General features: G+C 74.9%; 15 protein-coding genes. 2 read left to right on the forward strand and 13 right to left on the reverse strand.

What is annotated here, in order from left to right:
• Positions 1–4: 4 nt before the first annotated feature.
• Genes ACIRQY_RS03295 through ACIRQY_RS03315 form a run of 5 tightly spaced genes read right to left on the reverse strand, consistent with a single transcriptional unit; the run spans position 5 to position 5,247 of the window.
• Complete coding sequence (locus tag ACIRQY_RS03295) at positions 5–796, reverse strand: ABC transporter ATP-binding protein (RefSeq protein ID WP_403922077.1); 792 nt, start codon at positions 794–796, stop codon at positions 5–7.
• Positions 793–1,779: an ABC transporter ATP-binding protein gene (locus ACIRQY_RS03300; protein WP_403922079.1), complete on the reverse strand. Its 987-nt coding sequence runs from the start codon at positions 1,777–1,779 to the stop codon at positions 793–795. Before ACIRQY_RS03300 ends, ACIRQY_RS03295 begins: the two co-directional genes overlap by 4 nt.
• 5 nt (positions 1,780–1,784) lie before the next feature.
• Complete coding sequence (locus ACIRQY_RS03305; RefSeq protein WP_403922081.1) at positions 1,785–2,657, reverse strand: ABC transporter permease; 873 nt, start codon at positions 2,655–2,657, stop codon at positions 1,785–1,787.
• A complete protein-coding gene (locus ACIRQY_RS03310; protein WP_403922083.1) occupies positions 2,654–3,607 on the reverse strand; it encodes an ABC transporter permease in 954 nt (317 codons plus the stop codon). Before ACIRQY_RS03310 ends, ACIRQY_RS03305 begins: the two co-directional genes overlap by 4 nt.
• Positions 3,604–5,247: an ABC transporter substrate-binding protein gene (locus ACIRQY_RS03315; protein ID WP_403922085.1), complete on the reverse strand. Its 1,644-nt coding sequence runs from the start codon at positions 5,245–5,247 to the stop codon at positions 3,604–3,606. The genes ACIRQY_RS03310 and ACIRQY_RS03315 overlap by 4 nt, the downstream gene beginning before the upstream one ends.
• 132 nt (positions 5,248–5,379) lie before the next feature.
• Here ACIRQY_RS03315 and ACIRQY_RS03320 point away from each other — a divergent pair, with 132 nt between their 5' ends.
• On the forward strand, positions 5,380–6,462 hold the full coding sequence (locus ACIRQY_RS03320) for a LacI family DNA-binding transcriptional regulator (RefSeq protein ID WP_403922087.1): 1,083 nt from the start codon (positions 5,380–5,382) through the stop codon (positions 6,460–6,462).
• Here the strand turns inward: ACIRQY_RS03320 and ACIRQY_RS03325 are convergent.
• Positions 6,429–8,063 carry an amidohydrolase gene (locus ACIRQY_RS03325; protein ID WP_403922089.1) on the reverse strand — a complete coding sequence of 545 codons (1,635 nt, stop codon included), beginning with the start codon at positions 8,061–8,063 and terminating at the stop codon, positions 6,429–6,431. The genes ACIRQY_RS03320 and ACIRQY_RS03325 overlap by 34 nt on opposite strands.
• Before the next feature lie 94 nt (positions 8,064–8,157).
• On the opposite strand from ACIRQY_RS03325, the gene ACIRQY_RS03330 reads away from it, so the two are divergent.
• Positions 8,158–8,946 (forward strand): TetR/AcrR family transcriptional regulator, encoded by a 789-nt coding sequence (locus ACIRQY_RS03330; protein WP_403922091.1) that lies wholly within the window; start codon positions 8,158–8,160, stop codon positions 8,944–8,946.
• Here ACIRQY_RS03330 and ACIRQY_RS03335 read toward each other — a convergent pair.
• From ACIRQY_RS03335 to ACIRQY_RS03365, 7 genes are all read right to left on the reverse strand, one after another.
• Positions 8,885–9,634, reverse strand: coding sequence for a 4'-phosphopantetheinyl transferase family protein (locus ACIRQY_RS03335; RefSeq protein WP_403922093.1), 750 nt, complete (start codon positions 9,632–9,634; stop codon positions 8,885–8,887). The genes ACIRQY_RS03330 and ACIRQY_RS03335 overlap by 62 nt on opposite strands.
• A gap of 7 nt (positions 9,635–9,641) precedes the next feature.
• Complete coding sequence (locus tag ACIRQY_RS03340) at positions 9,642–10,895, reverse strand: MFS transporter (RefSeq protein WP_403922095.1); 1,254 nt, start codon at positions 10,893–10,895, stop codon at positions 9,642–9,644.
• Between the two features lie 324 nt (positions 10,896–11,219).
• Positions 11,220–11,603 carry a hypothetical protein gene (locus ACIRQY_RS03345; protein WP_403922097.1) on the reverse strand — a complete coding sequence of 128 codons (384 nt, stop codon included), beginning with the start codon at positions 11,601–11,603 and terminating at the stop codon, positions 11,220–11,222.
• A complete protein-coding gene (locus ACIRQY_RS03350) occupies positions 11,600–12,970 on the reverse strand; it encodes a glutamate synthase-related protein (protein ID WP_403922099.1) in 1,371 nt (456 codons plus the stop codon). The genes ACIRQY_RS03345 and ACIRQY_RS03350 overlap by 4 nt, the downstream gene beginning before the upstream one ends.
• Positions 12,967–13,965, reverse strand: coding sequence for an asparagine synthetase A (locus ACIRQY_RS03355; RefSeq protein WP_403922101.1), 999 nt, complete (start codon positions 13,963–13,965; stop codon positions 12,967–12,969). Before ACIRQY_RS03355 ends, ACIRQY_RS03350 begins: the two co-directional genes overlap by 4 nt.
• A 254-nt stretch (positions 13,966–14,219) precedes the next feature.
• A complete protein-coding gene (locus ACIRQY_RS03360) occupies positions 14,220–15,584 on the reverse strand; it encodes a methylaspartate mutase (protein ID WP_403922103.1) in 1,365 nt (454 codons plus the stop codon).
• Complete coding sequence (locus ACIRQY_RS03365) at positions 15,581–16,003, reverse strand: cobalamin B12-binding domain-containing protein (RefSeq protein ID WP_403922105.1); 423 nt, start codon at positions 16,001–16,003, stop codon at positions 15,581–15,583. Before ACIRQY_RS03365 ends, ACIRQY_RS03360 begins: the two co-directional genes overlap by 4 nt.
• Positions 16,004–16,135: the final 132 nt, after the last annotated feature.

Here is a 16,135-nt window from a genome sequence, read left to right on the forward strand (position 1 = left end):
CCCCTCAGCGGCCCGCCGGGGACCAGCCCCGGCGGGGGACCGAGGCCAGGAGGAGCCGGGTGTACGGGTGCTCCGGGGCATCCAGCACCCGGCCCGCCGGGCCCGCCTCCACGACCTGACCGGACTTCAGGACCATCACCTCGTCCGCGATGTGCCGGACCACCGCCAGATCGTGGGTGACGAAGAGGTACGAGATGCCCGCCTCCCGCCGGATCGTGGCGAGCAGGTCGAGGATCTGCGCCTGGATCGACACGTCGAGCGCGGCGACCGCCTCGTCGAGGACCAGCACCCGGGGCTCCACGGCGAGGGCCCGCGCGATGGCGACGCGCTGCCGCTGCCCGCCGGACAGGCCCCGGGGCAGGGCCGTCGCCTCGCGGGCCCCGAGGCCCACCTGGTCCAGCAGCTCCGTGACCCGGGCGCGCCGGGCGGGCGCGTCGAGACCGGTGTGCAGCCGGAGCACCTCGTCCAGGCAGCCGGAGACGCTCACCCGGGGATCGAGCGAGAGGTACGGGTCCTGGAACACCATCTGGATCTCGCGGGCCCGTGCCAGGCGTTCGGCCCGGCCGCGCGGCCGGGCCGAACGGTCCCGGCCGTCCAGCCGGACCGTCCCGCCGTCCGGGCGTTCCAGACCCACCAGCATCCGGACGGTCGTCGTCTTGCCGCTGCCGGACTCCCCGACGAGGGCGAGCGAGGCGCCCGGCGCGAGCGTGAAGGACACGTCGTCGACGGCGAGGTGGTCGCCGTACCGCTTGCGCAGGCCGGTGACGGCCAGGCCCTCCCTTGTCCGGTCGGTCACGGGGTGATCCCTTCGTCGGCGCGGTGGCAGGCGGCGAGGCCGTCGCCGTGGCGGGCCAGGACGGGCACTTCGGCGGTGCAGCGCGGCACCGCGTGGGCGCAGCGCGCGGCGAACGCGCAGCCGGGCGCCCGTTCCGCCAGGGACACCGGCCGCCCCGGGATCGGCCGGGGCGGCGGCGCGCCCGCCTCCAGGCTCGGCGCGCAGGCGAGGAGCCCGGCCGTGTACGGGTGGCGGGGCCGGTCGAACAGCTCGTCGGCGCTCCGGGTCTCGACGATCCGGCCCGCGTACATCACGTACACCCGGTCGCAGATCGCGGCGGCCAGTTCGAGGTCGTGGGTGACGAAGAGGAGGCCGGTGCCGCGTTCGGCGCGCAGCCGGGTGAGGAGCGAGACGATCTCGGCCTGGGTCGTGACGTCGAGGGCGGTGGTGGGTTCGTCGGCGACGAGCAGCGCCGGTTCGGCGGCGAGCGCGGCGGCGATGACGACCCGCTGGAGCATTCCGCCGGAGAACTCGTGCGGGCGGCGGCGCAGGGCGCCCCGGGGGTCGCGGATGCCGACGGCGCCGAGGAGTTCCACCGCGCGGGCGGTGGCGTCGGCCGAGGGCGTCCCGGCGGCCCGCAGGCCCTCGGTGAGGAAGTCCCCGACGCGGCGCAGCGGGTTGACGGAGGCGCGCGGGTCCTGGAAGACCATGGCGACCTGCCGGGTCCGCAGCGCGGCCAGCGCGGCGCGGTCCATGGTGAGGACGTCCCGTCCCGCGACCCGTACCCGCCCGGAGACGTGGGCGCCGGAGGGCAGCAGGCCGAGGACGCTCCGGCAGGCCACGGACTTGCCGGAGCCGGACTCGCCGACCAGGCCGACGGTCTCCCCGGGCCGTACGGTCAGCGTCACGCCGTCCAGGATGGGCCGGGCGGCCCGGTCGCCGTCGAGGCGGACCCCGAGGTCCTCGATCTCCAGGACCGGTGCCCGGTCCGTGTGTTCTGTCATGGTGCTCACCGTTCCCGCCGTGCTGTCCGGTCGGCGAGCCCCTCGCCGACGATGCCGAAGGCCACCACGGCGAGCACGATGCACACCGAGGGGGCGAGGGCGGGCAGCATCGCCCCCTGCTGGACGGCCGACTGGCCCTCGTTGATCATGGCGCCCCAGTCGGCGGTCGGCGGCTGCACGCCGAAGCCCAGATAGGAGAGGGCGGCCAGGTCCATCAGGGCGTAGCCGAAGTTCATCGCGGACTGGGCGAAGACGGTCGGTGCGATGTTCGGCAGCAGGTGCCGGACGCACACCGTCCAGCCGGACCAGCCCTGCACCCGGTACGACTCGATGTACGGGCGGGCCTTCTCCTGCCGGGCGATGCCCCGGACGAGCCGTCCCACGTACGGGGTGTAGGCCACGGCCATCGCGATCACCGGGGCGGTCATGCCGGAGCCGACGACGGAGACCAGGAGGATCGCCAGGAGCAGCCCGGGGATCGCGAAGACCATGTCCATGGAGCGGGACAGGACGGAGTCCGCCCAGCCGCCGCGCCAGGCCGCGACGACCCCGAGGAGGGTGCCGAGCAGGGTGGACACGCCGACGACGAGCAGCGGCCCGAGGAGTCCGGTGCGGGCGCCGTGCAGCAGCCGGGACAGGATGTCGCGGCCGGACTGGTCGGTGCCGAGGAGATGGGCGCCGCTGGTCCCGGTGAGGCTGGCCGACAGGTCGAGGGCCTCGGGGTCGTACGGGGAGAGGACCGGTGCGAGCAGGGCGGACAGGACGAGTGCGCCGAGCACCGCGACCGACAGGGTGAACAGGGGCCCCTGGGAGAGCAGGCGCAGTCCGCGCAGACCCGGTCTGCGGTACGGCACCGGCGGGGCGGTGGTGGTGGTCATGAGGGGCCTTCCCCGTGGAGCGAGAGCCGGGGGTCGATGAGGGGCGCGAGGAGGTCGACGGCCAGGTTGACGAGGACGAACGCGGCGACGCTGAGCAGGGTGATCGCCTGGACGACGGCGAAGTCCTTCGCGGTGACCGACTGGACGAGCAGCGAGCCGAGGCCCGGCACGTCGAAGGCGGTCTCGACGATGGACGTGCTGATGAGGAGTCCGGCGAGCATGGTGCCGCCGACGGTGACGACCGGGCCCAGCGCGTTGCGCAGCACGTGCTTGCGGACGACGGTCCGGCCGGGGACGCCCCGGGCCCGCGCCACCTCGACGTGTTCCCGGCCGAGTTCGTCGAGCATGGCCGAGCGGGTCACCCGGGCCAGCAGTCCGGCGAAGGTCAGGGCGAGGGCGAGGGCGGGCAGCGTCAGGTGGTGGAGGCGTTCGGTGAGGCCGGTGGGAGTGCCACCGGGCCCGGGGAACCAGCCCAGCTGTACGGAGAAGACGGAGACCAGGACGATGGCGGTGACGAACGACGGGGTGGCGGTGGCGACACCGGTGCCCATGAGCACCGCCCGGTCCAGCGGTCCCGGCCGCAGTGCGGCGAGGACGCCCGCGGCCACGCCGAGGACCGCGACGAGCAGCGCCGCGTACCCGACGAGCAGGGCGGTGCCGGGCAGCCGGGAGCCGATGAGCCCCGCGACGTCCTGGTGGAACTGGGCGGAGGTGCCGAAGTCGCCGCTCAGGACCCCGCCGAGCCACCGTGCGTACTGGGTGGGCAGCGGGTCGTCCAGGTGGTACTGGGAGCGCAGGGCGGCCACCGTCTCGGGGCTCGCGGGCCGGCCGTGGAGCAGGAACGACACCGGGTCGCCGGGGGCCAGATGGACGCTGCCGAAGACCACGAGCGAGGTCACGAACAGCACCGACAGCAGGCCGGTGAGCCGTCCGACGAGATAGCGGGTCATGGCTTCGCGGCCCCGATCGTCGCGGCCCACGGGTAGTACAGCTGGGCGATGCCGGTGGGCGCGCCGGTGATCCGCTCGCCGAGGAAGACCGAGTAGGGGGCCTCGTACACCGGGATGATCGGCAGTTCGGCCATCGCGATCCGCTGGAGTTCGGCGGTCCGTTCGGCGCGGGCGGCGGGGTCGGGCTCGGCGTTGGCGCGGTCGAAGGCCACGTCGAACTCGGCGTTGGACCAGCGGCCGTAGTTCCCGAAGTCGCCGGTGCGCAGGTACTGGTAGAACTCCAGCGGGTCCGGCGTGTTGTCGTAGCCGTTGGTGATGACGAGGTCGAGTCCGGCGCGGGCGTTCGGGTCGACGAAGATGTTGCTGTACGCCTCCGGGGCGACGGACCTGAGCCGGACGTCGAGGCCGATCCGGCGTCCGGCGGCCTGCACCGCGTTGGCGACGACGCTGATCTCGGGCGAGAGGGTGCTGGTGGCGATCGTGACCGTGCGCCCGGCGGCGCCCGCCTCCTGGACCAGCTTCTTCGCGGCCTCGATGTCGTACACCGGCTCGGGCAGGGTGTCGAAGAGCGCGGCGGTCCGCTCGGGGGCCAGGGCCCAGGCGCCGCGTGCGGCGGGCGCCTTGGCGGGGACGCCGACACCACCGGCGGCGGCCTTGATGATGTTCTTCCGGTCGAGCGCGAGGGAGAGCGCCCTGCGGACCCGGAGGTCGCGCAGCGGGCCGCGGAAGTCGAGCACGGCGAGGTTCGAGGCGGCCGTGTTGGGGCCGAAGAGGACCGTTCCCCTGCCTCCGGCGCGCAGTTGTCCGAGGGAGGAGGCGGGGACCATGTAGCCGCCGTCGGCGGTGCCGGAGCGGAAGGCGTTGGTGCGGGCGGCGACGTCCTCGATGAAGGTGAACTTCACGGCGGCGGACTTCGGGGACAGCTTCGGGTCCCAGTAGGCGTCGTGCTTCTTGAGGGTGATGGCGGACCCCTGCGACCAGGAGTCGAGGGCGTACGGCCCGGTGCAGTTGACCCCGCCTCCGGGGGTGCCGTAGTCCTTGCCCGCCTCGGCGAGGAACGCGGCGCTCTCGACGGTGCCGGGGGAGGCTGCCATCAGTTCGTTCAGCAAGACGTCGGGCTTGCCGAGCCGGAGCGTCACCTCCAGCGGGCCGGTCTTCTCGATCGCGTCGACGTTCTTGAAGACGGAGCCCCAGGGGGAGCCGGTCGCCGGGTCCGTGTGCCGCTTCAGGGAGGCGACGACGTCGTCGGCGGTCATGGTGGTGCCGTCGTGGAACCTCACCCCGGGGCGCAGGGTGTAGACGAGGGTGCGCGGGTCGGGCCGGGTGTACTTGAGGGCGAGTCCGGGCTCGATCCGCAGGTCGGGAGTGACGCGGAAGAGCTGCTCGCAGACGTTGGCGAGGACCGTGTTCGGCGGGTAGTCGTACGCGAGGGCGTAGTCGAGGGTGTACGGCTCCGCGTACAGGGACCAGGTGAACGAGTCCAGGGGGCCCCGGGCGGGCGGGGAGAGCGGGGTGACCGAGGGTCCGGGACCACCGGTCCCCCCGGCGCCGGCCCCCGGGACGGTGGCGCCGGAGCAGGCGGTGGTGGCCGCGAGGGCGGCGGTACAGCAGAGAAGGGTGATGACGCGGGACACGCGCATACAGACCCACCCCTTTACGGGTGTAGTGACGGGCGCTGGGGGGATGGAGCGAGTATTGATGCGGGAACGTTCCCGCACAAGGCTTTGCGGGAACGGTTCTCCGCAGGTCGTGAGGGTGGCAGCATCGTTTCCATGACCGAAGTCCCACGGAACGGCGGGCAGCCCACGGGGCCCCTTCCGCGCGTCCGCCTGATCGACGTGGCCCGCGAGGCGGGCCTGTCCAAGACGACCGTCTCGGCGGCGCTCAACGGCACCGGGAGGCTCTCCCCCGAAGTCCGGGAGAGGGCCCGCGAGACCGCGCGCGAAATGGGCTACCGGCCCAACGCCACCGCACGCCATCTGCGCGCGGGACGGGCCCGGTTGATCGGATACGTGATCGGGGAGTTCGCCGACGCCCCCTGGACCTTCCTGGAGTCGCCGTACTTCGCCCGGCTGACCGCCGCCACCTCGGCGACCGCGCTGCGACGCGGCTACGCCGTGGTCCTGCTGCCCGCCGGGTCCCTGCAGAGCGAATGGGCCGACCTGTCCCTCGACGCGGTGATCGTCGCCGACCCCGTCGCCGGTGACGCGGTCGTGGACGACCTGGTCGCCGCCCGCATCCCCGTCTTCAGCGACCGCTCCGTCGAAGGACGGCCCGGCACCTACTGGGTCGACGTCGACGCGGGCGCCGCCGTGCGCGGAGCCCTCGACCACCTCGCGGACCAGGGCGCCGCACGGCCCGTGCTCGTCGTCCCCGACAGCACGACCCGCTTCCACACCGAGGTGTACGCCGCCCACCGCGCCTGGTGCGCCGCCCACGGCCTGCCGGAGCGGGTCGTACGGGTCGGCGCACCGGGCAACGGCCCGGTCGTCCGGGCCGTCGAGACCGCGCTGGCGGGCACCGGGGAGGAACGCCCCGACGCCCTCCTGGTCGTGGCCGAGGCGAGCCCGCCCCTGGTCCTGGCGGCGGCCCTCCGCCACGGCTACGAGGTCCCCGGCGACCTGCTCCTCGTCTGTGTCAGCGAGGACGTCACCGCGGGACACACCGAACCGCCGGTGACCACGCTCAGCCTGCGGCCCGAGGCCGTCGCGGAGGCGGGCGTCGCCCATCTGGTGGCGGTCCTGGAGGACGGACGGCGGGAGCTCCCGGGGGCGCTCGTCCCGACCCGGCTCGACGTACGGGCCTCATCGCTCAGGACCGGTCAGACGGAGTGCACGAGCCGCCCGCCGACATAGGTCCGCTCGACCCTCGCCTCCGCGATCTCCCCGGGCGGCGCCGTGAGGATGTCGCGGTCCAGGACGACCAGGTCGGCGAGGTTGCCCACGCGCAGGCTGCCGGTGTCGTCGAGACCGTTCACATGGGCGGTCCCGGCGGTGTAGGCGGCCAGCGCCGTCGTCAGGTCGAGCCGCTGCTCGGGATAGAAGACCCGGCCGTCGGAGGAGCCCGGCTCAGCCCGGTTCACCGCCACGTGGACGCCCGCGAGCGGGTCCGGGCTGCTGACCGGCCAGTCGCTGCCCGCCGCGAGCGTGGCGCCCGCCCGCAGCAGATCGCCGAACGGGTACTGCCAGGCCGACCGCTCCGGGCCCAGGAACGGGATCGTCAGCTCGTCCATCTGCGGCTCGTGGGCCGCCCACAGCGGCTGGATGTTGGCGATCGCGCCGAGCGCGGCGAACCGGCCCAGGTCCTCGGGGTGCACCACCTGGAGGTGGGCCAGATGGTGGCGGTTCCCCCGCCGCCCGTTGGCCTCCACCGCCGCCTCCACCGCGTCCAGGGCCTCCCGCACCGCCCGGTCGCCCAGCGCGTGGAAGTGCACCTGGAAGTCCAGCGCGTCCAGCTCCGTGACGTAGCCGCGCAGGGCCGCCGGGTCCACGAAGCTCAGCCCCGAGTTGCCCGTGGCGCAGCCGCAGCCGTCCAGGTAGGGCGCGGTCATCGCGGCGGTGAAGTTCTCCGCCACCCCGTCCTGCATGATCTTCACCGAGCCCGCGCGGAACCGGCCCGTGCTCAACGCCGCCCGCCGCGCCACCAGCTCCGGGATCTGCTCGGCGCCCCGCGCCCGGTCCCACCACAGCGCCCCGACGACCCGGGCGGTCAGCGAACCGTCCCGCGCGGCCGTCACATAGGCGTCCGAAGGGTCCGGACGGCCGTCGAGACTGCCCAGCATGGCGTCCTGCCAGGCCGTGATCCCCAGCGAGTGCAGCAGCCGCTGGGCCCGCAGCAGTCCGGCGAGCCGGTCCGCCGGGGTGCTCGCCGGGACCAGGTGCGCGACCAGCGCCGTCGCCCCCTCCTGGAGCATTCCGCTGGGGGTGCCGTCCGCCTCGCGCTCGATCCGGCCGTCGGCGGGGTCCGGGGTGGCGGCGGTGACCCCCGCCAGTTCGAGGGCCCGGGTGTTGGCCCACGCGCCGTGGTGGTCACGGTTGGACAGCAGCACCGGGCGGTCCGGGACGACCGCGTCGAGGAGCTGCCGGGTCGGCAGCCCGCCGTCGAAGCTCTCCATCGACCAGCCGCCGCCGGTGATCCACGCCCGCTCCGGGTGCGCGTCCGCGTACGCCCGGACCAGCTCCAGATAGTCGCCGACGCCGACGGTCCCCGTCAGATCGCACTCGGCCAGCTCCATCCCCGCGAACACGGCGTGCACGTGCGCGTCCTGGAAACCCGGGAGCAGCAGCTTCCCGGTCAGGTCCACCACCTCGGTGCCGGGCCCGACCAGCTCCCGCACCTCGTCGTGGCCCACGGCCGTGATCCGGTCGCCGACGACGGCGAGCGAGGACGCCCGGGTACGGGCCGGGTCGGCCGTGAAGACGGGGCCCCGGGTGAAGACCAGATCGGCCTTGGCCATGCGCGTGCTCCAGAACGTGAGGCGACGGGTGGTGGCCGCCATGGAAGCCGCCAGGCCGTTTACACGTCAATGGTGTTGACGTAAGGTTCCGGCCATGTCCGAACGCGTCGTTCCCGAAAGCGGCCGACGGCGCCGCAGGCCCACCAAGCAGGGCGCCGTCCTCTCCGAACAGCTGATCGTGGACACCGCGCTCCGGCTGGTCGCCCGGCACGGCGCCGAAGCGCTCTCGGTCCGCAGGCTCGGCGCCGCCCTCGGCGCCGACCCCAGCGCCCTCTACCGCTACTTCCGCAACACCGACGCCCTCCTCCTCGCCCTCGCGGACGAGCTGATCGGCCGGGCCCAGGAAGGCTGGACGGCCACCGGCGACTGGCGCGAGGACCTCCGCTCCATGGGCCTGCGGATCCACGCGAGCTATCTCGCGCACCCGCAGGCGGCCGTCCTCGCCGCCCACCGCACCACCGGCCGTCCCCACGAGACCCGGGCCGTCGAACGCATCCTCGGCATCCTCCGTACCGCCGGATTCCCCGACGCCCTCGCCGTACGCGCCTACCACGCCTTCGTCGACCAGGCCCTCGCCTTCGCCGCCCAGGACGCCGCCGCGCTCGCCCTGCCCGAGGCCGCCCGGGAGGCGGACGACGCCGTCTGGCACGCCGTCTACGGCAGGCTGTCGCCCGACACCCACCCGCACGTCGCCGCGACCTTCCCGCTGCTCGCCGCCGACATGAGCGGCAGCGGCTACCCCTTCGCCCTGGAACTGATGCTCGGCGCGGTGGCGGCCCTCCTCCCCGCCGACCGGCCGGGACGGGGGCCGCGACCCGTCGTCACCCGTCCGAGGGCGGGACGCTCAGGGCCACCGCCGCCCAGTGCCCCGGCGGGACCCTGACATCGGTCAGGGACCAGCCGGGCAGCGGCGCCGGGAGCGGCCCCGAACCGACGTAGTCGGCCGCCGGATCCTCGGACAGGCCCACCCCGAGACCCTTCAGATACGCCTCCTTGCGCGTCCACACCCGGGTGAAGGCGAGGGCCCGCTCGGCCTCCGGGAGCGCGGCCAGCTCGGCCGCCTCCCGGGGGTGCAGCACATCGGCGGTCTCCGCGATCGTCGCGGGCGGCGGCACCGCCTCCACGTCCACCCCCACCGGACTCGTGGCGAAGGCCAGCAGGCTCAGCCCCTCGCAGTGCGACAGCGAGAAGTGCAGCCGGTCCCCGGGCAGCACCGGCCGCCCGTGCGGTTCCCCGCACCCCGGGCACGGCGCCCGTGAGACCTCCACCTCCCGGGGCGGCAGCCCGAGGTACGAGCCGAGCAGCCGCCGCAGCCCCACATGGGCGCAGAGGTACGAGTCCCGGTCGGCATCCCGCAGGAACTCCGCCGCCCGCGCCAGCTCCTGACGGTCCAGCACGGACGGGGCGTGACGGGCCGCCGTCACCCGGTGGGTGACCGTGTCGACCAGCCACACCCGCGGCACACCGGGCGACAGCTCGCCGGTCGGCGGCGGAGCCACGTACACGGCGGCCAGCGCGGCCGGGACCAAGGGCTCGGCCGGGGACGTACGCGGAACGATCAGTTCGGTCATGGCATCCTCACACCGTGGCGGGGGAGTCGTCGGGCAGGGACACGGCCGTAGCCTGGGGCGCCGCGGCCGGGGCCCGCAGCGCGCACAGCGCGAACACCGGGGAGAGCACGGCCACCGCACCGCAGAGCAGCCAGGTCCGCTCCACCCCGAGGCCCAGCGACACCGTGCTGAACAGGGCGATGGACACCGGGGCCGTACCGATGCCCGCCAGCGCGAGGGTGGACATCGCCGCCCCCATCTGCCCCTCGGGAGAGGCCTGCTGATAGAACGTCACGATCGCCGGACCGTTGATCCCCGACAGCACGCCGACCCCGGCGGCCACCGCGGCCAGCGTCGCCACCGACGGCATCAGCGCCATCGCCACGATGCCCGCCGCGAGACCGACACCACCCAGCACCAGCCGTACGAACAGCGGCACGCGGTGCGCGAAGGCCGCCCCGAGCGCACTCGAACCGAGCGCCCCCGCACCGAAACAGGCGAGGATCAACCCGACCGCGCCGACACCCCAGCCGCGCTCCGTGACGAGCAGCGGCAGCGCCACCTCGGCCGGCCAGCTGAACGCCAGGTCCATGGTGAAGGCGGCCAGGAACATCCACCGCAACCGGGGCCGCGCCCTCAGCAGCCGGATGCCGTCGCCCGAGCGCTTCACCAGGGACACCCCCGGCTCCCGCCGGGGCCTGGCGAAGCCACGGGTGACGTACGCGGCGCACACCAGCCACACCGCGCACGTGCCCGCCGCCACCGCGAGCGCCACCCACAGGTGCCCCACGGTGATCAGCCACGCCCCGGCGGGCGCGCCCGCGATCGGCGCGACCCGGAGCACCATCGCGTACAGCGAGTTGGCGCGGGCCAGGTGCTCGCGGGCGGCGAAGCGGGGCATGAGCACCCCGGAGGCCGGTCCGGTCAGACCGAGCAGCGAGCCCTCGACGACGGCCACCAGCGCCAGCGGCCACAGCCGGTCGGTCCCGGCCACCACCAGCGCCCCGGCCGCCAGGACGACGACCCGCGCGGAGGTGGCCCGCAGCAGCACGATCCGGGGGCCGAGGATGTCCGAGACGGCACCCCCGAAGATCAGCATGAGGGCGCGCGGGACGGTCGCCGCCAGCATCAGGAGCGTCACGGCCCGGGTGCCGCCGAGCTGCACGGCGGTCCAGTTCATGGCGATGAGGAGGGCGAAACTGCCGCCCTGGACCGCGGCCTGGCCGCCCACCAGGGCGCCCACCTTGCCCCAGTGCACGGTCGCCGGGGATGTCGTGGACATGGGTGCTCTTTCTCTCGGTGTCAGGGATGTTCGGTGTGTCCGGCTGCCGACGTCAGGGGTGCCGATGCCGGGGGTGCCGGTGTCAGGGATGCCGATGCCGGGGACGCGGAAGCAGACGGGCGGGTGGTCGGGGATGTTCGGAAGGGGACCCCGCCCCGGTGGCCCGGGCCGCCGCGCGGGGGCGGCGGACGGTGCCGGAACCCGGTCCGGCGGTTCGCCGACGTCCGGGCGGCGGCGGGGGCGGACGGACTGGCCGTCCTCCGGGCCCGCAGGACACGGGAGGGTCTCCCGGCGGCGCGGAGCCGGGGTGGCCCCCGGTGTCCCTCAGTCCGCCGGGCGGACCCGCAGCGACGCCGTGCCGGATCCGCCGCGCAGGGCCGAGGCGACCGCCAGGGCCGCCACCCGCCGCTCCACGGCCTCCACGGCCGCCGCCTGCCGGGCCGTCCGGGGGGCGGGCCCACCGGTACGGAGCTCCAGCCGGCCCCCCAACTGGCCCCGGCCCGCCGCCCGGAGCGCCCGCCCCACCGCCGCGCAGGCCGCCCCCGCGTCCTCCGGGCACACGGTGATCACGGGCAGTTCGGTGAGCGCGAACCGGGCCCGCACGGTGTGGGGACCCGCGCTCAGGACCGTCCCGGTGGTGCCGGGGCGACCGCCGGGACGGGGCCCGCCCGGCCCGCGCCCGGCCCGCGCGGGACACGGCGCGGTCATGACGGGCCGCCCGCGTCCAGCGCGGCCGGCACCGGCACCCGCGCACCTCCGGCGGGCCCGCCCCCGGGCCACCACAGGTCCTCCGGCGCGAGCGCGTCCGCCGCGTACTTGCCGAGGGCGCTCACCAGGAGGCGGGTCTCCAGGGCGAGGGCCTCGGCCAGCCGGACGAGACCGTGCTCCGGGTCCTCGTCCACCGCGATCAGCGCCGCCCTGCCGAGCCCCACCGCCCGGGCGCCGAGGGCGAGGGCGCGCACCGCCCGGCCGCCCTCCCACATGCGTCCGGTGGCGAGCAGACAGCCGTGGGCACCGGCCGGGCGCCCGCCCGAAGCGGCGATCAGCCGCAGGCAGTCCGCCAGGCTCAGTCCGACCTGGTCGAGGAAGACCCGGGGAGCCCAGCCCGTACCGCCCTCGGCGCCGTCGACGGTGACGGCGTCCGCACCGGCCCCCCAGGCGGTCGCCGCCGCCCGCGCCACATCGCGTCCGGGATGGAACTTCACCCAGATACGGGCCTTGGGGAAGTTGTTCCGCATGAACCGCAGCTGCTGGCGGACGATCTCCTCGGTGAACGTGCCGGGCGTGGCGCACCGCAGCCGGTGCCCCTCGTCCCCCGCCCCGCCCGCTTCCTCGCCGCCGAGCACGTCCCGTACGGTGAACCGGCCCGCGAGCCGCTCGGCGTCGGCCCGGCCCACCACGGTCATCCCGCCCAGGCCCGGCTTGGCGCCCTGGCCGGTCTTCAACTCGAAGGCGAGACGCCCCGATTCGAGCAGCGGCCGGGTCCCCGGGTCGCTGTAGACGAGGTTCCACACCTCGGAGTCGGCGTCCTCGGTGGACTGCTGCACGACCACCCCGCCGACCCCGTCGGCGACGTTCTCGGTGTACGCCGAGATCCGCGCGAGCAGCGCCGAACGCATCCCGTCCCCGGCGCCGCGCCGGTAGCCGTGCACCGGCACCATGTTCTCCCCGACGACCATCGGGATGCCGAGCCGCGCGGCCTGTGCGCTCGCGGCCACGCCCAGATCGCCGCTGCCCACCCGCGTGGACCCGAACGCCGACAGGAACAGCGGGAGTTCGCTGGTGAAGCCACCCACATGGGTACGGAGATCCACGTCGTCGTGGCCCGGTTCCCGGCCCAGTTCGATCAGCTTCTCCAGACGCCGGGGCATGAACACCGGCGGGGCGATCCGGGCCCGGTCCAGCTCGTCCGGGGACGGGGCCGGGGCCTCCCGGGCGTCCGGGGAGGCGCCGCCGCTCTGCCCGTACAGTTCCGTGCCGTAGCCGTCCGCCGGGGGGAACACCTCGGCCGTGCCCCGGCGGGCCCGGGCGCGCACCGCGTCCTCGGGGAAGCCCGCTGCCCGCAGCCCGCTCACGGAGCCACCACCCCGGGGAGCTTCGGGTAGGCGCTGACCTGCCAGAGCGAGTCGAGCCCGGTGAGGAAGCGGACCAGCCGCTGGAGGCCCATGCCGAATCCGGCACTGGCCGGGATGCCCTCCCGCGCCAGGTCCAGGTACCAGGCGTACTTGGCGGGGTTCTCGCCGCTCTCCCGCATCCGGGTGACGATCGTGGCGTAGTCGGCCTCGCGCTCGCTGCCGCTGACCAGCTCGCCGTAGCCGCCGTGCGCCAGCAGGTCGAAGTTCCGCAGCACGCCCGGGTTCTCGGGGTCCTCGCGGTCGTAGAAGCCGCGCGAGCCCTTCGGGTAGTCGTTGACGAAGAACGGCCGGTCCGCCTCCAGGGAGAGGATGCGCTCGCCCGTCCAGTCGATCTCGGCGTCCGGGCTCTGCGGGTGCCCGCCGGAGACCAGCCGGGCGACCGCCTCCTCATGGGTGCGGGTGTCGAACTTCCCGGTGCGCAGCTCGGCGAAGTCCATCTCGTCCCGGCCCAGTTCGGCGAGGACGTCGGGGACGGTGGTCCACACGTGCTCGACGATGTGCGTCAGCATCCCCGCGGCCACGTCCTGGGCGTCCTGGCGGCTGGCCCCGGCGATCTCCACGTCGATCTGGTGGAACTCGACGAGGTGCCGTCCGGTCGAGGCGGTCTCCTCCGGCTCCACCCGCACGTTGGGGGCGATGTAGAAGAGCCGGGGGAAGCCCCGCAGCGAAGCCTGCTTGTAGAGGATCGCGCTGGTCATCAGCTTGTACGGGTGCCCGTAGTAGTCCACGTCGAGGGCCTTCGCACCGCGCCCGCCCGGGTCGGTGACCGGGCCGACGAGCGGCGGCAGGAGTTCGGTGAAGCCCTCGCCTCGCAGGAACTCCCGTGCCGCGTGGAGGGCTTCCTGCTGCACCAGCATCGCGGCGCGCAGCTGGGGGGAGCGCAGGTGTTCGCCGAGGGGCGGCGGCAGCTGCGGGGTGGGGACGGACTGGACCATGGGACGACTCCGTTCGGACGGGTACGGGCGGGAGGAGGTCGGGTCGGGGAGGGGAACGGCGGGGACGCGGGACGAGGCGACCGGGCCGAGGCCCGGGAGAGGCGTGGAGCCCGGGAGGGGCGCGGAGTACGGGAGGGGCGCGGAGTACGGGGGAGGTGTGGAGCCCGGGGGAGGTGTGGAGCCCGGGGGAGGTGTGGAGCCCGGGAGGGACACGGAGCCCGGGAGGCGCGTGGAGTTCGGGGGAGGGGCCGGGCTCATGGAGTGTCCGGGCCGTCGAGGCCGTGGTCGAAGCGGCCGGCGACACCGTGGAGGGCCGCGAGCAGCCCGTCCGAGGTGAGCGCCGAGCGGGCACCGGCGACCAGGGACGACGCCACCGGCATCCGCCCCGCGTCCGACCAGCGCAGCCGCCCCCGGTCGTCGACGAAGCTGCGGGACCGGCCCGCGTTGTCGGGGTGCAGACAGAAGGGGACGTCGAGATGGCCCCGGGCGAACGCGGTCCGCAGCGCCCGTCCCGGGTCGCCGTCCAGGTCGAGGACGGCCTCCACGAGGGCGCGGGCCTCCGCGTAGACCTCGGTGTCGGAGCCACGGGGGTCCTCGGGCCGGTCGGGTCCGGCGCCGCCGGGCGGACGCTCCGTCAGGACCGCCGTCGAGGCGGCCGTCTCCAGGGCGCGCACGTTCTCGTCGACCGTCGGGATGCGGTGCGCCTCGGCGGCCGTCTTCACGATCAGCCGGTGCGCCCCGGCGCGGACGGCGATCCGGGCGGACGCCTCCAGGAGCCGGGTCGCGCCGTGCGCGGTCTGGGGGAAGACGCCCATGTACGTGTACAGCACCACGTGCCGGTCGACCTCGGGCGGCAGGAACTCGGCGGCGAGCCTGCGCAGCGCCCGTACCGCCTCCTCGTCCTGGACCGGGTCGGTCTGCTGGGCGTAGCTCAGCGAGACGCTGCGGATGCCGTGCCGGACGAAGAACAGGCCCTCCAGGAGGCTGAGCGCCACCAGCAGGCCCGGCGGGCAGAGCTGGCCGAGCATGCAGCCGCCGAAGGTCTCCACGTGCGGGACCCGGGGCTCCGGGACCAGGGAGGCGAGGAGTTCGCAGCCCCGTGCCCAGTTCTCGACGGACTCGGCGAGCGGGGTGCGGCCGTAGGGCAGGCAGTACGAGACGGGCCCGCCCTCGGTGGCGTCCAGGCCCGCCGCCGCCAGCGCCCGGATGATGGCCTCGGGGCGGGACGAACCGTGCCGGACCTGCACGGGGAAGGCCGGGCCCGACAGGCCGGAGAGCAGCTCACGGGTGAGGGCCGCCGGGTGGGTGGCGATCGGGTAGCCGTTGAGCGGCACTCCCTCGGCGAGGGAGGCGAGGGCGGCCGCCGCGTCGCCGACGCGGGTGTAGCTGTCGATGGTGAGGGTGCCCACGGTCGTGGCCGCCGCGGCCCGGGTGCGTGCGAGACCGGTCCGCATGGCGGCCGGGTCGCTGAAGCCCATCCGGGGCTGGACCACCAGCCGGCCGTCGGCCGCGGCGGCGGCCACGAACGCCCCGAACGAGGGGGCGAGCGGGGCGCCCGGAGCCTCGGCGGTACCCGTCGTCCCCCGGCGGGGGGCCGGGGCCAGGGTGCCGCCGGTCATGCCGTGACCCGGAGGGACCCGGCGCGGTCGAGCCCGGCGACGAGGGTACGGAGCCCGGCGACGTCGCCGTCGTCGAACACCGCGTCGCAGCCCGCCGCGAGGAGCTGGGCGGCCCGCTCGTGGTCCCGCGCCCCGGCGACCCCGAGCTTGCCGCCGATGACGACGGGCGTCGTGCCGAGACCGGGCTCGGCACGCAGCCGCCGCACGGCCGAGAGGCCGTCGCGGTAGCCGTGCCCGTTGACACTGCTGATGACCACCAGACCGGGCGTGTGCGTGTGGCACGCGGCGGTCAGGAGGTCGTCCGTCACACACGGGCCGATGTTGACGACCCGGTGTCCCAGCTCCTCCAGGAGGAGCTGCAGATAGACCAGATTCCATGTGTGGGAATCGGATGCGGTGCCGGTCAGCAGAATCTTCATGGCTTCACCCTAGAATTCGGAAAAGGGGTCCGGGGGAAGTTGGAGCGGCAGATTCGACGGCAGTGCGCGCCTTCCGCGGGATGGGGAAAAGGGCCGGGCCCCGCAGTGGTCTGCGGGGCCCGGCCCTCGGGG

The sequence above is a fragment of the Streptomyces sp. NPDC101490 genome (assembly GCF_044767145.1).
GTDB lineage: Bacteria > Actinomycetota > Actinomycetes > Streptomycetales > Streptomycetaceae > Streptomyces.